The following is a 21,221-nucleotide window of genomic DNA, read 5'->3' on the forward strand; positions in this document are numbered from 1 at the left end:
CCCGCCCATGGTGAGTTACAAAGATATGTAGGGCGTATCAGAGACTCTCGGGGAATCCTCTGCCGGTATCGTGTGGAGCACCATGAGAGCTGACACGAACGACTCGTGGCTCGCCCGGGCCCTCGCCCAGCCGGAGCCGGAGGACCGTACGGAGCGCCGGATCCTCGACGCGGCACTGGAACAGTTCACCCTCCTGGGGCTGCGCCGCTCCTCCGTGGACGACGTGGCCAAGCGGGCCGGCGTCTCCCGGGTCACCGTCTACCGGCGCTTCCGGACCAAGGACAAGCTGGTCGAGGACACCCTGCTGCGCGAGCTCAGCCGGTTCTTCCAGCGGCTGGACTCGGCGGTGGCGGCGCTGCCGACCATGAAGGAGCGGGTCGTCGAGGGCTTCGTGGTCGCCCTGCGCCACACCCGCGCCCATCCGCTCTTCGGCGGCATGCTGCGCCTCGAACCCGAGGTGGTGCTGCCCTATCTGACGGTGCAGGGCAGTTCCTCGCTCTCCGCCACCGTCGAGTATCTGACGGTCCATCTGCGCCGCGCGCAACAGGTCGAGGGCCGTCCCGACGACGACCCGCGTCCGGTCGCCGAGCTGATGGTCCGGGTCGCCGTGTCCTTCCTGCTCAACCCCGCCAGCTGTATCGAGATGGAGGACGAGGACCAGGCGCGGGCCTTCGCCCGCCGCTATCTGGCCCCGCTGCTGGACGCCTGACCGGCCCCCGGGCCGGACCCGCTTGCCGGCCGGACGAGCCGCTCGGACACTCCGGCGCCCGGTGTTTCCGTGTCCGGCGTCCGGCGTCCGGCGTCGGGCGGAGCCTGCGGGCGGCCGTTCAGCGGCGCTTGTGCAGTGCCTGGGCCAGCCGCACCGCACGCTCCCGCGTGGCGGCCGGAACCGTGAAGGACGTCAGCACGACCGGCGGGGTGAACCGCTGCACCGTCGTCGACTGCACGGAGGTGAAGGCGCGCAGCCCTTCCTCGCCGTGGATCCGTCCGAAACCGGAGTCCTGCGAACCGCCGAACGGCAGTGCCGGCACCGCGGCGAAGCCCAGCACCGAGTTCACGGACACCGCCCCCGCGCGCAGCCGCGCCGCGATCGCCGCACCGGCGCGCCCGTTGCGGCAGAACACCGCCGCACCCAGGGCGTAGCGCGAGGAGTTGGCCCGCTCCACCGCCTCGTCCACGTCGTCCACCTGGTTGATCGACACGACGGGACCGAAGGTCTCCTCCGCCATCGCCGCCGCGTCCTCCGGAACCCCGGTCAGCACGACCGGCGCGACATACGGGGCGCGAACCGACTCGGGTCCGCCGAGCAGGGCCCGCGCGCCCGCCGAGACCGCGTCGGTCACATGGCGCTCGACGACCGCAACCTGGCCCGGCAGGGTCATCGGGCCGTAGGGGGCGTCCGCCTCGGCACCCGGGCGCAGTGCCCCGGCCCGCTCGACCACCCGCTCGCACAGCGCCCCGTGGATCTCCCGCACCGCGTAGACGCGCTCCACCCCCGCACAGGTCTGTCCCGCGTTGCTCAGCGCTCCCCACACGATCGCGTCGGCGGCCGCTTCCAGGTCCGCGTCCGCGGTGACGATCACCGCGTCCTTCCCGCCGCACTCGGCGAGGAACGGTGTCAGCGTCTCGGCGCACACCGCCATCACCTTGCGGGCCGTCCCCGGTGATCCGGTGAACGCCAGCTTGTCGACCCCGGACCGGGCCAGGGCGTCCCCGGTGGAGGCCGCGCCGGTGACCGTGGTGAGCAGCCCCGCATGCCCGGGCACGGCGGAGTCGAAGAGTTCTGCCAGCAGGACGCCGGTGCCCGGGGTCAGCTCGGACGGCTTGAAGACCACGGCGTTCCCCGCGGCCAGGGCGTACCCGATGGAACCCATCGGGGTGTACAGGGGGTAGTTCCAGGGGCCGATCACACCGACCACGCCCAGCGGCCGGTGCACCAGCGAGGCCCGCTGGTGGACGGCGAACAGCCCGGTGCCGACCTTCCGCCGGCGCAGCACGCGATCGGCGTTGCGGGCGGCCCAGCCCAGGTGCTCCAGCGTGAGGACGACCTCCAGCGCGGCGTCGCCGGCCGGCTTGCCGGTCTCCTCGACGATGACGCGGGCCACGGCGTCCAGGTCGGAGGCGAGCGCCTTCTTCCAGCGCAGCAGGTGGTCACGGCGCCGGGACCCGGGCAGCGCCGCCCAGCCGGCCTGGGCACTCCGGGCCCGTGCCACGGCGCGGGAGACTTCCTCCGGCCCGTTCACCGGGTGCGAGGCGATCGGTTCACCGGTCGCGGGGGAGTGCGTGGTGAAGGTCGCGGCGCGTGGTGCGGCGGCCGGGGTGGTGTCGGTCATCGGGTCTCCTGACGGGGAGCGGGGGGAGCGGACGACTGCGCCGGAGCGGAGGCCTGTCCGGGCGGCGCCTCGTCCGGGAGCGGGGCCGGCGGACGGGAGTGCGCCCAGTGCGGACCCAGGTCGTCCAGGGTCCAGCCGAAGGGGTAGGTGCGCGCCCTGGGCTTGCGCGGGAACCGCTCCGGACGCCCGGGCAGCAGCCTGATCAGCACGGCACGGACGCGGAACGCGCGGTGGACGGCGGCCCGCATCAGGCGCGGCTCCCGGGGGAAGCCGAGTGCCTTGAGCAGCGGTTCGTCGAGGACGGCGAGGGCGACCCGGGACGCCAGGCGCCGTGCCGGTGCCGGGTACCACGAGGCCATGATCCGCAGCGTGGCGGCGGCGACCCTGCGGTTGGCGGGGTCGTAGGCGAACATCTCCCGCTCGTAGTCGTCGTGGAGTCGCTCGAACGCGGCGTAGGTGCCGGGCACGCCGGAGATGCCCATCATCTCGCCCATCCGCCGGCCCACCAGCGCCAGACTCTCGGTCTCCTGCTCGGACAGGCGCCGCCAGCCGAACCGGTCGATCCATCGCTTGGGCCCCACCACCGTGGTCGCCAGGACGTACAGGAAGTCCTCGTTGGCGATCCGGTAGCGGCCGTGTATGCGGTTCAGATGGCGGGCGGCCGCCCGGCCGTGCTCGGAGTCCATCCCCTCGCGGACCATCTCGTACGTGATCAGCACCGTGTCGTCGTACCGCTTCTGACCGGCGCGTTCGAATTCCTGGGTCCGGTCCAGGAGCTGTGAGATGCGCGGGATGCCGTAGTCGCGCAGGAACGCGATCGATGTCCCGTGGAGATAGTCGCGGGGGAACTCGTAGTGGATGACCCACCGGTAGATCTGCTCGAAGTCCTGCTGCGGATCCATCTGCCGGATGCGGCGTAGCCGGCTGTAGCGGCCCATGGGGGATCCCTCCTGCCGGAATCGCGGCGTGAGCGGTCGGATCTGCGGACTGCCGACGTTCGGGTCGGGGCGACGAAGCGAGTACCCCCAGGGTGAGTCGATGATACTGAAACTATTGAGTTGTTTCATCAAGCGTCAATACTCCGGACGTAACGGAGGGGCCGAGGCGCCCGCGGGCATGCCGCGGCTTTGGTCCGAGCCGCCAACTTCCTTGCGGGCGGCGGGGGATGGCAGTACGCCCGAGGGGTGGTTCAGGTGTTTTCGGTGCCCTGCGAGGGGTGCGCGTCACGCGCCGCGGCCGCCCTCGCCCCGGGGCGGTGACTCCGGAAGGTGCTCACTGGGCGTCAGATCCCACCAGTAACGTGCGATTCGATGCATATGACCGAATTGCCCCCTCGCGTGTCGGACGTCACTGGATCCGGCCCGACGTGGCCAACTCGGTTGCGGGACAAGAATTTCCAGGGGATATGGGTGCGCTTCGACGTCGGCAGGGCACTTGCGGATCGAGTTTGCCTCGCGCAGAGTCCATGACCGTTCGGTCCGCCATTGCTCACGTGTTCTACGAATGGTCCAGCTGTCGCATGGGGGCGAAAGGTCACGCGTACATGCCAATGAATTGCACAACTGATAATCGGAAACACCGTCGTTCTCGCGCCATGCGAACAAAATTGGGTGTGCTGGCGGTCACCACCGCCGCGCTCGCCGGAGGCGTCCTTACGCAAACCGATCAGGCGGAGGCCGCCACCCCCGGCGTCGTGGTCGATTCCCTGTCCGTGTCGGCGGCCCCGAACGGACAGTCCAAAGCCACTGCTACCGTCCACAGCGCCAAAACGATCAAACTGCAGGCGCTGACGGTCGCCGTGCGATCCGCCGACGGTGGCAACTACGACTTCCCCGGAGCCGCCGCGGCCACGCTGGGAACCCGGTCCACCTCATACACCTCGGGCTCCCGCGCATTCCCGGCCGGCACCTATACGTATTTCGTTGCGTACAAGTTCCACGACCGCTGGCACAGCCTCTCTCCGGTGAAATCCCTCACCACCGGATCCGGTACCGGCGCCACCGCGACACCGACGCCCACCGCGACACCGACGGCGACCGCGACACCGACACCGACGGCCTCGACTCCCGCGGGCACGACCACACCGCCCGCATCCCCCACACCGACGGCAACGACAACGCCACCGTCGGCTTCGACTTCGGCGCCGACGCCGGCTTCGACGCCGACGTCCTCCGCGCCGTCCACGACCGCCACCGCGCCTGTCGGTATCCCCGGCACCTGGCACCAGGCGTTCAGTGATGAATTCAACGGCACCGCTCTTGACGGTTCCAAGTGGAACTCGAACTGGTTCGGTTGTTCCGGGTGTGCCACCAAGCCGGTGAACTCCGCCGAGGGGTCCGCCTATTCTCCGTCGCAGGTCACGGTCGGCGACGGATCGCTCCACCTCAAGCTCATCCAGCAGCCGACCACCGTCGACGGCAAGACGTATCCCAACGTTTCCGGCCTGGTGACCAGCAACGGAAAGGCCCAGTTCACCTACGGCGCTTTCGAGGCCCGCATCTACACACCCTCGTCCGGGACGCAGATGGCCAACTGGCCCTCGTTCTGGCTGGACGGGCAGAACTGGCCGACGGATGGCGAGCTGGACGTCCTCGAAGGCCTGGGCGGCTCCGCCTGCTATCACTTCCATTCCACGGCGGGCGGTCCGGGAGGCTGCGCTTCCGGTACCTACTCCGGCGGCTGGCACACGTTCGGCGCCGAATGGAAACAGGGTTCCGTCACCTACTACTACGACGGCAAGCAGGTCGGTCAGATCACCTCCGGGATCACCTCCGCCCCGATGTATCTGATCCTCAACAACGCCATCAACCCCAGTCACAGCGGAACCAACGTGGTTCCCGCGGACATGATGGTCGACTACGTGAGGGCCTGGCAGCACTGACCCCACCGATATGTCAGGGCGCCGGCCGCATCATGCGGCCGGCGCCCTTCGGGCTGTCGGCCCCCGGGCAGCCGACTCCCCTGTGGCGGCGCGGCTTTCGAGGCGCGCCGTCCTACGTCATGACGGCCCGGCGGCGACGGCGCGCTCCGGCGGTCGCGCGCAGGCCCGCGCCTCCGCCACGAACCAGTCGACGGTGTGCCGAAGCCCCTCTTCCAGGGGCACCCGAGGCTGCCAGCCGAGTGCCTCGCGGGCCCTGGTGATGACAGGGCGCCGGCGGACCGGGTCGTCGACAGGCAGCGGAAGATGGCGCAGCTCGCCGCTGCAGCCGGTGATACCCGTCACGAGTTCCGCCAGTTCCCGCACCGTGTGCTCCTCCGGATTGCCGAGATTGATCGGTCCCGGCTCGGCGGAGTCGAGCATGGCCACCAGGCCGCGGACCAGGTCGTCGACATAGCAGAAACTCCGCGTCTGGGAGCCGTCGCCGAAGATCGTCAAAGGCTCCTCGTCGAGTGCCTGCCGGATGAAGCTGGAGATCACGCGGCCGTCGTACGGGCGCATGTGAGGGCCGTACGTATTGAAGATCCGGACGATCCCCACGCCGACCCCGTGGCTGCGCCGGTACGCCATGGAGAGGGCCTCCGCGAAGCGCTTGGCCTCGTCGTAGACGCTGCGGGGGCCGATGGGATTGACGTGTCCCCAGTAGTCCTCGTCCTGCGGATGCACCGCCGGATCCCCGTAGACCTCGCTGGTGGACGCCAGGACGAAGCGCGCTTGCTGGCTCTCGGCCAGCCGCAGCATGTTCTCCGTCCCCCGGCTGCCGACCGCCAGCGTCTCGAGCGGATGGCGATGGTAGTCGGCCGGGGACGCGGGAGACGCGAGGTGTGCGACGGCGTCGACGGTCCCGGGGAAGCGGAACCGCTCCGTGACGTCGCACGGAACGCAGTGGAAGCCCGGCCGGTCCAGCAGGCGGGCGATGTTGGCCTTTCGGCCCGAGGAGAAGTTGTCCAGGCAGTAGACGGTGTCACCCCTGCGGAGCAGTTCCTCGCACAGATGGGACCCCAGAAAGCCGCTGCCACCGGACACCGCCACACGCATGAGATTCGTCCTTCCGCTCGGCCGAGCTGTGGACCGCCAGTCCGTATATTTACGACGTATATGTACATGGTCGCCCCAGGACGGGCTGAGGTCAACGCGTGCCGAGGACGGATCCATGAACCCGGCGGCCGCACGGCCCGGCCGGTCGCGGACGGAAGCGCCCCGTCGGCCATGGCGCTGACGGGGCGCGGGTGAGATCTCCGGTCAGCGGCACCCGGCCGGGCCGGAGCGCTCCGGCCGCAGCAGGCGCCAGGTCACCAGCCCCGTGAACCGGAGCGCCTCGGCCGCGGCCGGCAGGGGATCGTCCCAGGAGAGCCAGGCCCGCTCGGTGGGCCGTACGTGCAGCAGATCGGACGGCAGCCGGCGCTCATGGCGCAGCCACGCCACCGCCGACGCGAAGTCCAGCTGGCCGGCGACGAAGACCCGCCCCTCGGCCTGGGCGCCGTCCGGCACGGCACGGCCGGTCAGGTCGAGATGCATGGCGCGGACGACATCGACTCCGTGGACGCTCTCGAAGAGGCGGAACTGGGCGCCGGCGCGCGGGTTGAAGTCGACGAGTTTGTACTGTCCGTCCCGGCGGTCGTAACGCCAGTCGAGATCCGCCAGTCCGCTGTAACCGGTACGGCGGCACAGCCGCTCCGCCAGGCGGGCCAGTTCGGGGTTGCGCAGTCCCACCGCCCGGGCGGTCATCCCCGCGTACGGAGGCCAGGAGCGCAGCTTCAAGCCGGTGAACAGAGCGCGCGGAACACCGCCCGCACCGCAGTACATGTGGGTGATCCAGTCCTCCGCCTGCTGTCTGGGGATGTACTCCTGCACGAGGACGGGCGGCGGCCGGCCCGTCGGGAAGCGGTCGAGCAGCGCCCGTTCGGTGGGCACGACGGTGGTGGTGCCGCTGACGGCCGGGGTGCGGAGTCTGCTGAACGGCGCCAGATTCTTGAGCACGAGCGGATAGCCGAGCTCGCGGCCCGCGTCGACCAGCTCGTCGCGGCTCTCCGGCGCCCTTGACGACGGCGAGGGCACACCTGCCTCGGCGCAGATCCGGTGCAGGCTCGCCTTGCAGGCCAGCAGGCGCGGCAGGTGGGCCGGCACGGGCGGAATCAGGAAACACTCCTTCAGCCGGTGCGCGTACTCCGCGAGCAGGATCGCCGCCTCGTCGTCGGTCGGCACCGCCACGCACCGGGAGCCGATCGCCCGGCCCATGGACAGCAGACCGTCCGCGAGTTGCTCCGGTTCCTCGCAACCGGTCGTCGGCCACACGAATCTGCTCGTCAGATGGCGCGAGAGGGCGACCGGGGTGAAGCGGTCCTCGACAACGGCGTGGACCGGGACGCCCAGCCGTCCGACCGTGCGCACCACGCCCAGACTGCCGTGGTGCAACGGATAGTTGCCGATTCTGGCGAGGAGCACGGGTACCTCGGTGTCCAGCAAGACGACCACCCGCACCACTCCGGGACGCTTCTCCTGAAAGGAACTAACATGGACGAAGCTCGCAGATCCACTCGACAGTGGTGAATCGCCCGCATTCAGTATCCCCGACAAGCAGGGGTCGTGCCGCTGACAGCCCGGCAAGGTCTGGTATGAAGACACCCGCCAAGATGTCCTCGCTCTCCGGTTTGCTGCCCCTCTACTTCCCGCGCGCTCTGGCCGGCCTCGACGACCGCCTCCGGGCCCACTGGCTCGTACCCGGCGCCGGTCCCAGGGACATCACCGTGGTCCGGCGCCCCTCGCTGCCCAAGGCGGGCCTGCTGGTGTTCGAGCTGCGGCACGGCGGGGAGAGCCTGGTGATCAAACACCCCAGGGACGAGGCCGCCGCCGCCGTCACGGCGCGGGAGTGGGAGGTCCTGCGGGAGCTCGCCGCCGACGGCCGGCTCGCCCCATGGCGTGCTCTCCTGCCCCGGGTCGTCGGCTCGCCCGGGCCCGAGGGGACCTTTGCCCAGAGCGCGCTCCCGGGCGTCCCGGCGGAGCGGCTGATCCTGGACACCTCCGGGGACCCGTATGCCGCCATGGCGCCCGCCATGCGGCTGCTGGCGGACATACGGTCCGCCACCGGGCGTCCCCGCAAGGCGGCCGACCGGGCCTCCGCCTGGTGCGAATCGCAGCTGACGGCTCTGTCCGCAGGAATGCCCCGTTACCGGTCCGGCCGTCGAGCGGTCGAATTCGAGGCCCTGCGCCACCGGCTGGACGCGGCCCTGACCGGTGCGGTGCTGACGGAGGGCTGGACCCATGGCGACTACCACCCCGGCAACGTGCTGCTCGACCGCGTCCCCCTCCGGGTGACCGGTGTCTTCGACTGGAGCAGCGGCCGCGCCGACGGGCCGTGCGAGATCGACGCCTACTCCTTCGTCCTGGCCCTGCGCAGTACCCTCACCGGCCGCCCGCTGGGTCGCCTGGTCGCCGAGACGCTGCGCGCCGGCCGGATACCGGACGCCGACCGCGCCCTGCTCGCGCTGGCCGGGCTGGACCCGGACGACGGTGTCGCCGATCCGGTGGCCGTTCCCCTGCTGAGCTGGCTGTGGCACGTGGTGAACAACGTCTGCAAGTCTCCGAGGTTCGGCCACAGCTACGGGTGGCTCACCCACACGGTCGCCCCCGTGCTCGACGAATGCGCGCGTTGGGCCGGTACGCGACCGTGACGGCCGCGGCGCCACCCGAGACGAGAGGGAGCGACCATGCCCATGAACACCCGGTTCGGCGCCCGGCACGGAGCGGCCGGGAGCAGGGGCATCCATGACGCTCCGCAGCGGCTGCCCACGGTCGTGATCGGGGCGGGCCCCTACGGGCTCGCCACGGCCGCCTGGCTGAGCGCGGCGGGGACACCGCGGCGGGTATTCGGTGAACCCATGGAGTGCTGGCACGCCAACATGCCCGAAGGCATGTTCCTGAAGTCCGTCCCCGCCGCTTCCTCCCTCTCCGCGCCGGAGTCCGGATACCGTCTGGAGGACTTCCGTACCGCGCGGGGACGCGGCCCCGTCGGCGACCGGTACCCCATCCCCGTCGAGGAGATGATCGCCTACGGGCGGTGGTTCCAGGAGCGCCGTGTGCCGGAACTGGAGCGCCGCAGGGTCCGTACCGTCGTGCCTGTCGACGGGCTGTTCGGCGTCACCCTGGACTCCGGGGAAGAGTTCCTCGCCGAGAACGTGGTGATGGCCACCGGACTGGTCCCGTTCGCCCACGAGCCCGCGGAACTGGCCGGGCTCCTCCCGGCAGAGCTGTTCTCCCACACCAGCCGGCACCGTGATCTGGGCCGGTTCTCGGGACAGCGGATCGCTGTCGTCGGCGCCGGGCAGTCGGCCCTGGAGAGCGCCGCGCTGCTGCACGAGGCCGGGGCCTTTCCCACGGTGATCGCCCGCGCGGCGTCCGTCGCCTTCGGCAGCCCGCCCGACACCGACCGTCCCTGCGACCGGCCGCGTCCGGTACGGATCCTCAAGCCGGGTTCCCCGCTCGGACCGGGCTGGTCGCTGCTGGCGTGCAGCCACGGCGGCCGCGCGATTCGCCGTCTGCCGCAAGGGCTGCGGCTGCGGCTGCTGCACAACGTGCTCGGTCCCTCCGGCGGCTGGTGGCTGAAAGACCGCGTCGACGACCGGATCCCGGTGCTGTGCGGCCGCACGGTCCGCTCCGCGGGGGTAGAGGACGGCATGGTGCGTCTCGAGCTCGGGGGCATGGACACCGGCGGACGTACGGAGACCTTGCGCGCCGACCATCTGCTGCTGGCCACGGGGTACCGGGTGGACGTCGACCGGCTCGAACTGCTGGCACCCGAACTCCGCCGCGAGGTCGAGACGTTCCACGGCGCACCCCGGCTGTCGTCCGGGTTCGAGTCCTCCGTGCCCGGGCTGTTCTTCACCGGACTGGCCGCCGCTCCCACCTTCGGACCCGTGCTGCGGTTCGTCGCCGGCACCGGATTCGCCGCGCGCCGTCTGGCCGGCTCGGTCGCGGCCGGGACCCGTGCCCGCCCATGACATCACGGGGCGCGGTGCTCGGCGTGCTCATGCTGTTGCTGGTGGCATGCGGTGCCTGCGGATCCCCGCCCGGAACGGCGATCCCCCGGCCCGTGGTGCCCGGCGACTGGCGACTGGTCTTCCACGACGACTTCGACGGATCGCGTCTCGACAAGGGCCGCTGGACCACGTGTTACGACTGGAACGAGCGCGGCTGCACCATCAGCACCAACAACGAACTGGAGTGGTACCAGCCCGGTCAGGTCACCGTGAGCGGAGGGAAACTGAGCCTCACCGCCCAGCGCCGGGCCGTCCGCGGCAGCGACGGAAAGGTCTACCCCTGGGTGTCCGGCATGATTTCCACCGGCCGGGACGACTGGTACGCCCAGCCCCGAAGGACCTTCACCTACGGCTACTTCGAGGCGGCGGTCCGTATCCCGGAACAGGGCGGGATGGCACCGGAGTTCTGGATGATGCCCGCGAACCGCTACACCCCGCCCGAGGTCGACATCATGGAGTTCCTCGGCACCACGCGCAGGCTGTCGATGTTCGTGCACTGGAGGAACGCCGATGGCGCCGAGAGGAAGGAACGGGGGACCTTCACCGCGTCCGGTTTCCCCGACGGCTACCACCTCTTCGGGCTGCTCTGGGAGAAGGACAGACTCGTCTGGTACGTCGACGGGGTCGAACGGTTCCGGGTGACGGCCCCCGAGCGCATTCCCCACGTGCCCATGGAAGTCATTCTGAACCTGGCCGTCGGCCTCCCCTACACCCCGCCGCCGGGCACCGACTCGGCGCGCATGCTCGTGGACTGGGTCCGGGTCTGGCAGCGTTGACGGGCCGTCAGCGGTCCGCGCGTTCGTGCTCTTTGGCCGGGGGTCGGGTCAGGCGGGTATCGCCCGGTAGGGCAGCCCGGTCATCGCTCTCGCCCGGCGGTAGGCACGCCAGCCCCTGGTCCGCAGTCCCTCGGCGAACGGTGCCACGGGTGCCCCCTCGCCGCCGGTCCAGAGCGCGAAGCGGTTGCGGCCGGTGTCGGCCCGGACCATGAGCCGGGCGAACCGCAGCGGGTCGTCCCCTTCCGAACTGAAGGCCGAGTCCGCCCGGATGGCGGCGGCCGAGGTCCAGCCGGCCTCCCGCACCAGCGCGCGAACGGCGCGGCTGGAATAGCCGTGCGGGTAGGCGAAGGCGTCGACACGGTGCCCGAGCGTGTCCTCGATCCGCTGCTTGCACCCGGTCACCTCCTGCCGCACCGATGCCCGGGGCAGCGTGTCCAGTTGCGGATGCGTCACGGAGTGTCCGCCGATCTCGACCCCGGCCGCGTCCAGCTCCCTGACCTGGTTCCAGCCGAGCGTCGCCACGGACGGGAACGGCCCGCCGCCCGACGGCCGGCCGGCGGCGCTCAGGGCGCCCGTGGTCACGTACAGGGTCGAGGGAAGCCCCCGTGCGGCGAGCAGCGGAGCCACCGTGGAGGCGAAGTCCGCGTATCCGTCGTCGAAGGTCAGCACCGCGGACCGCGGTGGCACCGCAGGACCGCCGAGCAGGGCGGCGACCAGCTGCCGCAACGGGACGACGCGCAGTCCGCTGTCGGCGATCATGTCCAGGTGCTCGGCGAACGTGCGTGGACTCACCGTGAACGGGGCCAGCCACGGCGGTGAGTCGTCCGACACCGCGTGGTAAAGGAAGACGGGTACGACGCTCATGACGGAGCCGTCGTCGTCGGCGGCGCCACTCCGCGGCGACGCCGGGAGAGGGCCGGGGAGCCCAACGGCCGGATCGATCCGACGAGGTAACCGGTGACGGTCGCGCACACACCCCCGGACAGCGCCCCGATCGTGCGCAGCGCGCCGGGTCGCCGGATCCGGGTCACGTTGCGGGCGAGGGCCCGCGAGATGGTCGACCGCACGTACACGCGCTCGTTGGCCAGGGCCGGCCCGCGGCCGCAGCGCCGTGCCACCAGCGCCTTGGACAGTCCTTCGATGTAGCAGCGGTTGCGGAAGTAGGACCAGCTGGTACGGGACTCGGGGACCCGGTGCCGTATCTCGGCGGCCGGCTCGTACAGCAGGACGGCCTCCGGGGCACGGGCGGCGAGCCGCAGACACAGGTCCGTCTCGTCGCAGCTCGCCGCCGGACGGCTGCCCACGCGTCCGAGGGCGTCCAGAAAGCCGCCGACGGCGAGCAGTTCGCTTCTGCGGAAGGACATGTTGGCGCCGATGAAGTTGCGGACGGGGGCGGCCTGCAGGGGCTGTCCCCGGTAGGAGCAGCCCACCACCCAGTCGAATTCGGGGGGGAACCACACGGGGCGCGCGGTCGCCCACCACGGCCGGACGAACCCGCCGACGCCCACCACGCGGGGGTCGCCGTAGGGCGCCAGCAGACGGCCCGTCCATCCCGGTTCCGCGGTGGCGTCGTCGTCGAGGAAGGCGACCACGTCGGTCCGCGACACCGACACTCCGGTGTTGCGGCCCCCCGACAGACCGCGGCGCCGCTGGTTGGGCACCACATGGACGCCGGACAATTCGCGTTCGGCGCGTTCCAGGAGGGTCTGGTTGTGGTCGACCACCAGCACGACCTCGTCGGCGGGCGGGTCCTGGACCAGCACCGACCCGATCGCGGCCCGCAGATCCTCCCAACGGTCGAGGGTGTAGGCGCAGATGACGACCGACAGGGTGGGGACGGTGCGCTCGGTGGAGAGTGCGCTGTTCATGATGACCCTTCAGTGACGGGGACGAGCCAGCGGGACCAGGACACGAGCAGGAACGCGGCGATCACGCATTGCGTGACGAGCCAGGCGAGGCCCGCGCCCGCGACGCCGAACTCCGGCAGCAGCAGCCGGGTGAGCCCGAGCACCAGGACGCACATCGCAGCCTGCAGCCACACCGCCCAGTGCAGACGCCGTCGCGCCCGGGCCACGTCGATGGCCACGCTCAGCAGCAGGTTCGGCAGCGCGGACAGGGCCAGCAGCCGCAGCAGCGTGGTTCCTTCGGCGGCGTACGAGGCACCGAAGATCGACAGGATCTGCGGGGCCGCGACGACCAGGACGACCGTGATGCCGCCCAGCAGCAGACCCGAGTGACGCAGGACGCGCAGGGAGTGCCTCACGAGTCGTTCGGGCCCGCGCACGGACTCCGCGAGCAGTGACGTTCCCATGTTGCGGGCGATCAGGTAGGGCACGTACGCGACGCCCCAGGCGACCGAGTAGAAGGCGCTCGCCTCGGCACCGCAGGTGTTCAGCACGATGAGCGGGACCAGGGTGTAGCCGGCGACCCGGAACAGGGAGCCGGCCCAGTCGGCCGCGGCGTACCCGAGCATGCGCGGCGGTGGCGGCGCGGTCGTCGTCGTCCGCTCGTGCCGGGGAATGCCTCTGCGCATCAGGACGTAGTTGGCCACGACCAGCGACACCACGAGAGCTCCGGCCCAGGACAGCAGTATCCCGGAGAAGAAGCCCAGAGCGGCGGCCAGAGCGAGCAGCAGTATCTTCACGGCGGCGAATATCAGGTTCTCGCCCACGACCCAGCCCGGCATGCGGACCGCGGTGAGCGCGCCGTCCTGCAGGACGAATACGGCGTAGCCGGCGGTCGCCACCACGAAGCAGATCGCGGTGACCGGTGTCAGCAGGAAGCCGAGCTCCGGTTCGACCACCGGCACCAGCGCGAGGAATGCCACGGCCACCACCACGCTGAAGGACGTGCTCGCCGTATAGCAGGTGAGGACCAGACGGCGGGTGCGGCGGCCGGCGGTCGGCACGAACCGCACCAGGAAGTCGTTCAGGTTGAGCTGCCCGATGCCCGTGAGCAGGAGGGACGCCATGAGTGCCGAGTAGCCCAGGCCCACGGTCCGCTCGTCGTACCAGTGCGTCGCGAAGGTCCAGAAGAAGAAGCCGAGGCCCGCGTTGACGAGGGAACTGACCGCGAGGACGTGTCCCGTGCGGAGTACGGGCTCACCCGGGAGCGCGGCGGCGACACCGGCGCGCAGCATGTCCAGGGGCCGTCGTCGCATACCGGCGCCTCCTGCTGCCGATTCGGTCACCCGACGGGTGTACAAGCCGCTCACCTCGTCATCAGGTTCCGGCGCCGGCGCCGGTGAGGCGTCCGCGGAGATAGCCGCAGGGGCCGTAGACCATCCCCTGTATTTCGAGCAGCGCCAGGTGCCGGGACCAGTCGGCCTCGGGATCGGCGCCTCGGTCGCGTGATCGGGTCATGGCGTAGCGGATGCCGCGGGGCAGCCGTCGTAGCAGGGCGGGCAGCCGGCGCGGGTCGCTCAGCAGCGCGCCGGTGAGGTAGGCGCCGAGGCCGGCGCCGTAGCCGAAGGCCTGTGCGGCCACGGCGTCCATCGTGCGGCGATGGCAGTGCCAGACGATGGCGTTCGGCTGGTAGGCGAGTGCGTGACCGGCCGTCAGGATCTCGAAGAAGGCGAGCAGGTCGTCACCGCCCCGGCCGGGGGTCCCGGCACCGGTCGCCGTGTCGAAGCCGCCCAGGGCGCGGAGCACGGTGGTACGGAACGCCATGTTGGCGCCCGAGCCGAAGCGTCCGGCGGTGAACGGGAACAGCGGGTCCGCCGGCGGATCGGACAGGGACCAGGTGCGCGGCACGTACCCTTTCGCGAATCCGCCCTGACGTTCGAGGGCGGTCTGGGCCTGGGTCTCCAGTTCGGCGGGCACGATCAGCCCGGTGACACAGCCGATCCGCGTGTCGTGTGCGAACGTCTCGGCCAGCGCCGAAAGCCATCCGGGGTCGACGAGCGTGTCGTCGTCGGTGAAGGCGACGACGGATCCGCGCGCCCGGCCGAGCCCGAGGTTGTGGGCGCGGGCCAGCCCTGCGACGGGTTCGCGGACGTAGCGGACCCGCCCGGTGAACTCCGAGCGGACCAGGACTTCGGCCGTGTCGTCCGCCGGGGCGTTGTCGACCACGATGATCTCGAACTCGGGATATGCCGAGCGCAGCAGCGAGTGCAGGCAGTGCCGCAGCTTCTCCGGACGGTCGCGCGTGGCCACGACCACGCTGATGACGGGTGTCTGCCGGAGTGTGTGGCGCCGGACGCCACCGTCCGCGGGTCCGGTCCGGTCCATGGCACGGTGCCGGGCGAGTTGCCCGGCCAGTTCCAGGTGGGCGGTGTCGGCCAGCGCCCGCCACAGGTCCTCGGATCCCGAGGCGTCGGCGGCGCTGACCATGCCCAGGGGGCGACCGTGCAGGCGTACGAGCGCCCTGGCCTGTCCTCGTGGCCGGGCGGGTCCCCGGTCACCGGGCAGCCGGAACTCGCCCGGACGGGCCAGGTCGATGTCGACCACCGGCATCGGGGGCCGGACGAGAGGGGAGCGGACCGGGGCGGAACTCACGATGCGCTCCGCGCGGGTCGTGCGGCGGAGGACCGGGCACCCGGCCGTTCCGAGAACAGGGTGCGCAGCACCCGGCGCCCGTCGGATATGGCGTGGAGGTTCGAGCAGCCGCTGCGCCGGGGCAGTTCCAGGCTCGGGACCTCGGCGATGCGCAGACCGGAGCGCAGCGCGTGCACGATCATCTCGGCCTCGATCTCGAAACCGGCGGCGTGCAGGTCCAGCTGGTCGAGGAAGCTGCGCCGGAAGGCACAGAAGCCGTAGCACAGATCGGTCAGGCAGGCGTCGTACAGCCGGTTGGCGGCGAGCAGGAGCACCTGGTTGCCCATCTTGCGGATGGGGGTGATGTCGAGCGAACCACCGCCGGCGACGAACCTCGAGCCCTTGACGAAGTCGTAGCCGTGGTCGAGGAAGTGCACGAAGTGGGGGATCTCCGCCGGTGACATGCTGCCGTCGGCGTCCATCATGACCACGTAGTCCCCCTTGGCCTCGAGGAAGCCGGTGCGCAGCGCGTTTCCCTTGCCGGGGCCGTTCTGCCGCACGTTGCGGACGGTTGGCAGGCAGTGCTGCGCCATGGGGACGGTGGCATCGGTGGAGTTGCCGTCGACGAGGATGACCTCGTCCACACACGCCGGGATCTGTTCGAAGACCCATGCGATGTTGCGCGCCTCGTTGAGGGCGGGGACGACCAGGCTGACGGTGGCCTGTGCCCCGGCTTCACGCTCGTTACCGGTGATCGTGTCGTTGTACATGATCATGCATCTCCGAGTGCGCCCATACGGCATATGTTTACGACGTATATCTACACCTTTACCCGATTTGTGAGCGACGTCAAGCGAGCGGCGGAGTTCTCCGGGCGACTCGGATCCGCCCAGGCCGGGCAGGGCGGGGCGGAGATGGTGTTTCCGGGAGTGCGGGATCGCCGCGAAGCCCTCACCTGGACCGCAGCGGCACCTCGGCGAGGCCGCCGCGGCGTCTCACTCGGAGGTCGGCGGCCCGGACCGGCCGTTGTCGGCCGTCGGCGGGTCCGGGTCCGGGGCGCCACGCGGCTTCTGGCGCCGGGCTCCGCCGGGACGGGGCGGCAGGGCCAGGACGGAGGTGACGGCGGCGAGTGCGAGCAGCGCCCGGGTGACGGTGAACGCGCCACCGAGGAACAGGGGCTCCACGACGAGCACCGCCGTCGACAGGCTGAGCACCAGGGCCAGGACGCCCGTCTCCAGAACCGCGGTGCGGTCCGTGAGACGCCGGACGCCCGACCGGGTCCACCGCGAGGCCGCCAGGCCGGGACAGACGAGCAGGAACGCCGTTGTCACCGTGGCACGCAGGACCAGGGCGTCCGGCAGGAAGGTGACCACGGCCAGGGCCACCCAGCCGGACAGCGCGAGTCCCCAGCGCAGGGAGGTCATGGCCCGGCTCAGTTCCTCGCGCCCTGATACCGGTAGACCACCGCGTCCTTGCTCCGGTAGACGGGGATGTAACCCGGGGTCTTCGACAGGGCCGAGTCCAGGCGCTGCACCGTACCGCCGGGGAGGATCCCCCTCTGGTAGAGGTCGGCGGCCTGAGCCCGGCTCAGGATGATGTAGGCGGGCTGTTGCGGGCTGGCCCGCTGGATGAATCCCTCCAGGCCGTTCACCGGATCGTTCACCAGGCGCCGCCGGTCGCCGATGTCCTGCTCGTCCAACTGCACCTGGGGGTTCTCGTCGTACCGCAGGTACAGGCCGGGCACGGCCGACGTCAGGGAGACGACGGTGGACCCGGGAGGAGCGGTGGCCGCGACGAAGCGACCGGCCGCCACCTCGTCCTTCGTGAAGTAGTTCGCCGACTCCTTGCCGTAGTAGCCGAACATGAGTCCCCCGAGCAGGGCGAGCATCAGCGGAAAGGCGGCCAGCATCTGAACGCGCGGACGTCTGCTCCGCTCGAGAAGGAGGACGGCGATCAGGAGCGAGGCCGCGGGCAGGGCGAACAGATAGGCGCGAAAGATCATCTCTCCGCCGTAGGCGTTCGCCACCAGCAGCGGCAGCGGAGCCACGACGAGCAGCGGCAGGCCGGTGCGGCGGACCCAGCGGTGGGTCACGAAGGCGACGGCCGCCAGAACGAAGACCGCGGCGGACAGGCCCCGGTCGACCCAGGACACCACGATCTGACCCGGGGCCGCGGCGCCGAGGGCGGCCAGCCCGGAGACGACGTTGGTGTCGGGTTTCAGCAGGGAGTTCAGGAAGTCGCCCAGGTTTTCCGAGAGGTAGGGGCGGGCGACGGTGGCGTCCCAGAGCACGGCCAGTACCACCGTGCCGGCCAGGACGGGCAGGACGACCCGCCGGTTGCGCCGCGGGAGCGACAGCGCCACCAGTGCGCTGACCAGCATGAGCGGTGTCAGAGGGTGTGAGGAGATGATGACGGCCGCGATCACCATGACCGCCACGAAGCGGCCGACGGGCCACCGGCCGGCGCGTGTGTCGCCCGTCCGGTACAGCGTCGAGGTGGGCAACTGCCCCATGACCAGGGCGATCATCGTCACGAAGAGCAGGAACGCGAAGGCCTGGGGGGCGAAGTAGTCCTGCCCCACCCAGGAGCACGAGTAGTAGACCCATGCCGCCCCCCAGATCAGCCGGCGGTCACGCGTCACCGTCCGGAAGAACAGCAGCAGAGGGGCGAGCAGCATGGCGTTGAACACGGGCGGGGTCCACGTCGCGTAGCCCAGCGCCGAATGCAGACCGGTGGCCTGCAGGAAGAACGCGTTGAGGTCGAAGAATCCGGGCCACTGGTTGTAGATGGCGAGCTTGTCCGCGTGGGGTACCTCGCCGTGGTGGCGGATCACCGCGTCGACGACGGCCACGTGTTTCCACGCCCAGCTGTAGCGCAGTGTCGGGTAGAGCAGTGTGGGGGTCGCGTGGATGACCGCGATCAGCCCCAGGACGTATCCCGCGAACCATCCACCACCGGTTCGCCGGCCGGTCAGTGCCAGGCAGAAGCCGAGGGTGAGCAGGACGACGGCGACCCAGAAGAGCACCGGCAGCACCTGCAGCAGACCGTAGTCGCGCATTCCGGCGAGATCCACATGGCGCAGGGACAGCAGCCAGAGGGCGAGGGCCGAGGGAAGGATCAGGCGTGTCGCCCACTGGAGCGCGGTGGTCCGGTCGGAGGGGCGCCGCTCCCCGGCGGCACCGGGCCGCCGGGCCACGGCGTTGGTGAAGGACGCCACGCGCCCGCCTGTCAGCGTCTGGAGCTTGCCCATGAAGAGGTCTCCCGGGGAACCAGTGTTCCCACGACGGCTCTCATGACGCGGAACGCCGACTCCTCGAAGGGGCCGGCCGTCCTCCCACCGCGGCCGGCAGGGGCGTTGACTCGACGCATGTGGCACCTTCCGGATCCGGCCTGTCGGTTTCCTGCCCCGGCACGGCGGCCATGGGCGACACGGCCGTCGACTCCCGCTGGCCGGCCCACATCAGCGCTGGATGTCGACCAGAAAGAGGTATCAATACCGATTGTGACGGTAATTCCGATTGCTGCAAGTGGCAGTTCGCGGCGGTCACGCGCGGCGCGCGTCGAAACGGTCCCCGGACAGAGAGCGGAGAAGCCACAAGTGAGAGGCGTACGACTGGGGCCGGGACGCCGTCAGGCGAGACGGCTCCTCGCGTGGGCGGCCGTGATGGCGACGCTCCTGACGACAGCGGGCTGTGACGATTCACCGGCTCGAACCGGGCTTTCCCGGCCGGACCACATCGTCGTGGTGATCGAGGAGGATCAGTCGTACGACGCCGTCATCGGAAACGCGGAGGCCCCGTACCTCAACCAACTGGCCCGGCAGGGCGCCTCGCTCACCGAGTTCTACGCCCTCACCCACCCCAGTCAGCCCAATTACCTGGCGCTCTTCGCGGGCTCCTTCCTGGGGGTCGACGACGATTCCTGCCCGCACAGGCTCACGTCGCGGAATCTCGGCACTCAACTCCTCCAGTCAGGCCTGACCTTCGTGGGCTATGCGCAGAGCATGCCGCGCGTCGGGTTCACCGGCTGCGCCGACGGCGCCTACGTGCGCCGGCACAACCCGTGGGTGAACTTCACCAACCTTCCCGCGTCCGTCAACCGCCCGTGGACCGACTTCCCTCGCGACTTCACGGATCTGCCGACGGTCTCGTTCGTCGTCCCGGACCTCGAACACGACATGCACGACGGCGGTGTGCGGCAGGCGGACACCTGGCTGCGGAACAATCTCGGCGGCTACGCGGACTGGGCGATGACCCACAACAGCCTGCTGGTCGTCACCTGGGACGAGGACGATGCGAAGGGACCCAACCATGTCCCCACCGTCCTGGTGGGTGAGCATGTCCGGCCGGGCGACCATGCCCAACCGAACAACCAGTTCGGACTGCTGCGCATGATGCTGGACGCGTACGGCCTGAAACCCCTCCACCACAGCGACGACGTGGAACCCGTCGACGTGGGGTGACCACGGGGAGGAGACCTCAGGGGTCCTGAAAGCGGATCAGGCGTTTGACGGCCGTGCGCAGCCGGCGATCGGCCGCCGAGACGGGAAGCCGTTCCCGGAGGAGGCGCGGGGAGGGGAAGCTCTCCGCTCCGAACCCCGCCTTGAACTCGGCGAGGGAGGACCCCGGCGCGGACTCACCCATGTCGAACGTCCGGCAGCCCGCCTCGCACGCGTCCTCGATCGCCAGCCGGTAGAGCAGGGGGACGGCGCGCACCGGATGAGCCAGTTCCCGGTCCATGGCGCTGCGCCACATCTTGGCGTGACCGCCGTGGCGCAGGACGATGCACGCCCCGGCGGGCTCACCGGCGCGCCAGGCCATCCAGATCGCGCACCCCTCACCGAGCTGGGCAGCCACCTCTTCCAGCCGGCTCAGGGGGAACTCCCGCGTTCTGCGCCAGCGGGCCAACGCCAGCGGCTCGTGCTGCTGTTCGGCCCAGCGCACGATCGACTTCCGGTACAGGTGGTAGAAGGCGGGAACGAGCCGGCCGCTACGGTCCACCTCGACGTCGACGTCGGAGCGCTCGGCCCGGCGGATCTCCCGGCGCATACGACGTCCGAAGCGCTGCTCCCAGACGGTGCCGAAGCCGCCGTCGAGGTTCACCATCTGCGTCATGTGGGGCTCGAGGCCGAAGCCGGTCGCGGCGCTCGCCCATACGGCCTGGTCCGCCGGCCGAAGCCGCACGCCGACCCGGAGCGCGCGCAGCCGCGCGAGGTCGGCGAAGACCGCGTGTGCCTCCGCCGGACTCACGCTTTCCGGACACACCGGCCCTCCTATGCCCCATTGGGCAGGCCAGGACTCCTCCGTGCCCAGGATCCGCGGGCGGTGCCTTCTGGCGACCAGGGGGAGTACGAGCCTCCGGCCTCGCTCGAACTCGTAGAGGCGGCTCGCGTCCCGGTACGGCCCTGTGGCGCACAGACAGTCCAGCCAGAGCGGGGTCTGACTGGGGTTGGTGTCCGGGTCCTTGCCCGCCAGCTCCCGCCAGACGGCACGTGGAGCCGGTGTGGTGATGTGCGCGAGACCGGCCGGAGTGTCGATCAGGAGCTCAGCAGGTGCGTTCACGGGCCTCTCCCGCCCGGCGCAAGGGCCCCGCGAGGACGACGCTCGCGGACCGAGGACCCACGTGCCCACCACCGATGCTAGGCGGGGCATCCGGGCCGGGCA

Annotated in this window: 18 protein-coding genes; 6 read left to right on the plus strand and 12 right to left on the minus strand. The window is 70.7% G+C overall.

Features of this window, described 5'->3' with window-relative positions:
* The first annotated feature begins 82 nt into the window (after positions 1–82).
* Entirely contained in the window at positions 83–709 is a 627-nt protein-coding gene (locus OG780_RS35330; RefSeq protein ID WP_328455055.1) for a TetR/AcrR family transcriptional regulator, read from the plus strand.
* 118 nt (positions 710–827) lie between these two features.
* On the opposite strand, the gene OG780_RS35335 is transcribed toward OG780_RS35330, so the two are convergent.
* Together OG780_RS35335 and OG780_RS35340 are read right to left on the minus strand one after the other, a co-directional pair.
* Positions 828–2,333, minus strand: coding sequence for an aldehyde dehydrogenase family protein (locus OG780_RS35335; RefSeq protein ID WP_328455056.1), 1,506 nt, complete (start codon positions 2,331–2,333; stop codon positions 828–830).
* Positions 2,330–3,271 (minus strand): oxygenase MpaB family protein, encoded by a 942-nt coding sequence (locus tag OG780_RS35340; RefSeq protein WP_328455057.1) that lies wholly within the window; start codon positions 3,269–3,271, stop codon positions 2,330–2,332. The genes OG780_RS35335 and OG780_RS35340 overlap by 4 nt, the downstream gene beginning before the upstream one ends.
* Positions 3,272–3,825: 554 nt before the next feature.
* Here OG780_RS35340 and OG780_RS35345 point away from each other — a divergent pair.
* Complete coding sequence (locus tag OG780_RS35345; RefSeq protein ID WP_328455058.1) at positions 3,826–5,214, plus strand: glycoside hydrolase family 16 protein; 1,389 nt, start codon at positions 3,826–3,828, stop codon at positions 5,212–5,214.
* 117 nt (positions 5,215–5,331) lie between these two features.
* Here OG780_RS35345 and OG780_RS35350 read toward each other — a convergent pair whose 3' ends face one another.
* Positions 5,332–6,309: a UDP-glucuronic acid decarboxylase family protein gene (locus tag OG780_RS35350; protein ID WP_328455059.1), complete on the minus strand. Its 978-nt coding sequence runs from the start codon at positions 6,307–6,309 to the stop codon at positions 5,332–5,334.
* Positions 6,310–6,513: 204 nt separating this feature from the next.
* Positions 6,514–7,746 (minus strand): carboxylate--amine ligase, encoded by a 1,233-nt coding sequence (locus OG780_RS35355; protein ID WP_328455060.1) that lies wholly within the window; start codon positions 7,744–7,746, stop codon positions 6,514–6,516.
* Between the two features lie 140 nt (positions 7,747–7,886).
* Here OG780_RS35355 and OG780_RS35360 point away from each other — a divergent pair, with 140 nt between their 5' ends.
* The 3 genes from OG780_RS35360 to OG780_RS35370 are packed head-to-tail and all read left to right on the plus strand — an operon-like array spanning position 7,887 to position 11,083.
* Positions 7,887–8,942, plus strand: a complete 1,056-nt coding sequence (locus OG780_RS35360) for a phosphotransferase family protein (protein ID WP_328455061.1) — start codon at positions 7,887–7,889, stop codon at positions 8,940–8,942.
* A gap of 36 nt (positions 8,943–8,978) precedes the next feature.
* Complete coding sequence (locus tag OG780_RS35365; RefSeq protein WP_328455063.1) at positions 8,979–10,268, plus strand: NAD(P)-binding domain-containing protein; 1,290 nt, start codon at positions 8,979–8,981, stop codon at positions 10,266–10,268.
* Entirely contained in the window at positions 10,265–11,083 is an 819-nt protein-coding gene (locus OG780_RS35370) for a glycoside hydrolase family 16 protein (RefSeq protein ID WP_328455065.1), read from the plus strand. Before OG780_RS35365 ends, OG780_RS35370 begins: the two co-directional genes overlap by 4 nt.
* Positions 11,084–11,131: 48 nt before the next feature.
* Here OG780_RS35370 and OG780_RS35375 read toward each other — a convergent pair whose 3' ends face one another.
* The 7 genes from OG780_RS35375 to OG780_RS35405 form a co-directional block, all read right to left on the minus strand.
* Positions 11,132–11,947, minus strand: a complete 816-nt coding sequence (locus OG780_RS35375; protein ID WP_328455066.1) for a polysaccharide deacetylase family protein — start codon at positions 11,945–11,947, stop codon at positions 11,132–11,134.
* Entirely contained in the window at positions 11,944–12,951 is a 1,008-nt protein-coding gene (locus OG780_RS35380) for a glycosyltransferase family 2 protein (protein WP_328455068.1), read from the minus strand. Before OG780_RS35380 ends, OG780_RS35375 begins: the two co-directional genes overlap by 4 nt.
* Positions 12,948–14,243, minus strand: a complete 1,296-nt coding sequence (locus tag OG780_RS35385; RefSeq protein ID WP_328455070.1) for a lipopolysaccharide biosynthesis protein — start codon at positions 14,241–14,243, stop codon at positions 12,948–12,950. Before OG780_RS35385 ends, OG780_RS35380 begins: the two co-directional genes overlap by 4 nt.
* Positions 14,244–14,304: 61 nt before the next feature.
* Positions 14,305–15,579, minus strand: a complete 1,275-nt coding sequence (locus OG780_RS35390) for a glycosyltransferase (RefSeq protein WP_328455072.1) — start codon at positions 15,577–15,579, stop codon at positions 14,305–14,307.
* The gene (locus tag OG780_RS35395; protein ID WP_328455073.1) at positions 15,576–16,328 is read right to left on the minus strand and encodes a glycosyltransferase family 2 protein; all 753 of its coding nucleotides are present in this window, start codon (positions 16,326–16,328) and stop codon (positions 15,576–15,578) included. The genes OG780_RS35390 and OG780_RS35395 overlap by 4 nt, the downstream gene beginning before the upstream one ends.
* A gap of 225 nt (positions 16,329–16,553) precedes the next feature.
* Positions 16,554–16,982 carry a hypothetical protein gene (locus OG780_RS35400; RefSeq protein WP_328455075.1) on the minus strand — a complete coding sequence of 143 codons (429 nt, stop codon included), beginning with the start codon at positions 16,980–16,982 and terminating at the stop codon, positions 16,554–16,556.
* A gap of 8 nt (positions 16,983–16,990) precedes the next feature.
* Entirely contained in the window at positions 16,991–18,808 is a 1,818-nt protein-coding gene (locus OG780_RS35405; protein ID WP_328455077.1) for a glycosyltransferase, read from the minus strand.
* 492 nt (positions 18,809–19,300) lie between these two features.
* Between OG780_RS35405 and OG780_RS35410 the strand changes: the two genes are divergently transcribed.
* Complete coding sequence (locus tag OG780_RS35410; protein ID WP_328455079.1) at positions 19,301–20,020, plus strand: alkaline phosphatase family protein; 720 nt, start codon at positions 19,301–19,303, stop codon at positions 20,018–20,020.
* Between the two features lie 16 nt (positions 20,021–20,036).
* Here OG780_RS35410 and OG780_RS35415 read toward each other — a convergent pair whose 3' ends face one another.
* A complete protein-coding gene (locus OG780_RS35415) occupies positions 20,037–21,119 on the minus strand; it encodes a GNAT family N-acetyltransferase (protein ID WP_328455081.1) in 1,083 nt (360 codons plus the stop codon).
* Positions 21,120–21,221: the final 102 nt, after the last annotated feature.

Source organism: Streptomyces sp. NBC_00386 (assembly GCF_036063235.1).
Taxonomy (GTDB): domain Bacteria; phylum Actinomycetota; class Actinomycetes; order Streptomycetales; family Streptomycetaceae; genus Streptomyces.

Excerpts from the sequence above, each read along its gene's own strand:
- OG780_RS35330 (WP_328455055.1), top strand. The coding sequence starts at position 83 with ATGAGAGCTGACACGAACGACTCGTGGCTCGCCCGGGCCCTCGCCCAG.
- OG780_RS35335 (WP_328455056.1), bottom strand. The coding sequence starts at position 2,333 with ATGACCGACACCACCCCGGCCGCCGCACCACGCGCCGCGACCTTCACC.
- OG780_RS35340 (WP_328455057.1), bottom strand. The coding sequence starts at position 3,271 with ATGGGCCGCTACAGCCGGCTACGCCGCATCCGGCAGATGGATCCGCAG.
- OG780_RS35350 (WP_328455059.1), bottom strand. The coding sequence starts at position 6,309 with ATGCGTGTGGCGGTGTCCGGTGGCAGCGGCTTTCTGGGGTCCCATCTG.
- OG780_RS35360 (WP_328455061.1), top strand. The coding sequence starts at position 7,887 with ATGAAGACACCCGCCAAGATGTCCTCGCTCTCCGGTTTGCTGCCCCTC.
- OG780_RS35365 (WP_328455063.1), top strand. The coding sequence starts at position 8,979 with ATGCCCATGAACACCCGGTTCGGCGCCCGGCACGGAGCGGCCGGGAGC.
- OG780_RS35370 (WP_328455065.1), top strand. The coding sequence starts at position 10,265 with ATGACATCACGGGGCGCGGTGCTCGGCGTGCTCATGCTGTTGCTGGTG.
- OG780_RS35375 (WP_328455066.1), bottom strand. The coding sequence starts at position 11,947 with ATGAGCGTCGTACCCGTCTTCCTTTACCACGCGGTGTCGGACGACTCA.
- OG780_RS35380 (WP_328455068.1), bottom strand. The coding sequence starts at position 12,951 with ATGAACAGCGCACTCTCCACCGAGCGCACCGTCCCCACCCTGTCGGTC.
- OG780_RS35385 (WP_328455070.1), bottom strand. The coding sequence starts at position 14,243 with ATGCGACGACGGCCCCTGGACATGCTGCGCGCCGGTGTCGCCGCCGCG.
- OG780_RS35395 (WP_328455073.1), bottom strand. The coding sequence starts at position 16,328 with ATGTACAACGACACGATCACCGGTAACGAGCGTGAAGCCGGGGCACAG.
- OG780_RS35400 (WP_328455075.1), bottom strand. The coding sequence starts at position 16,982 with ATGACCTCCCTGCGCTGGGGACTCGCGCTGTCCGGCTGGGTGGCCCTG.
- OG780_RS35405 (WP_328455077.1), bottom strand. The coding sequence starts at position 18,808 with ATGGGCAAGCTCCAGACGCTGACAGGCGGGCGCGTGGCGTCCTTCACC.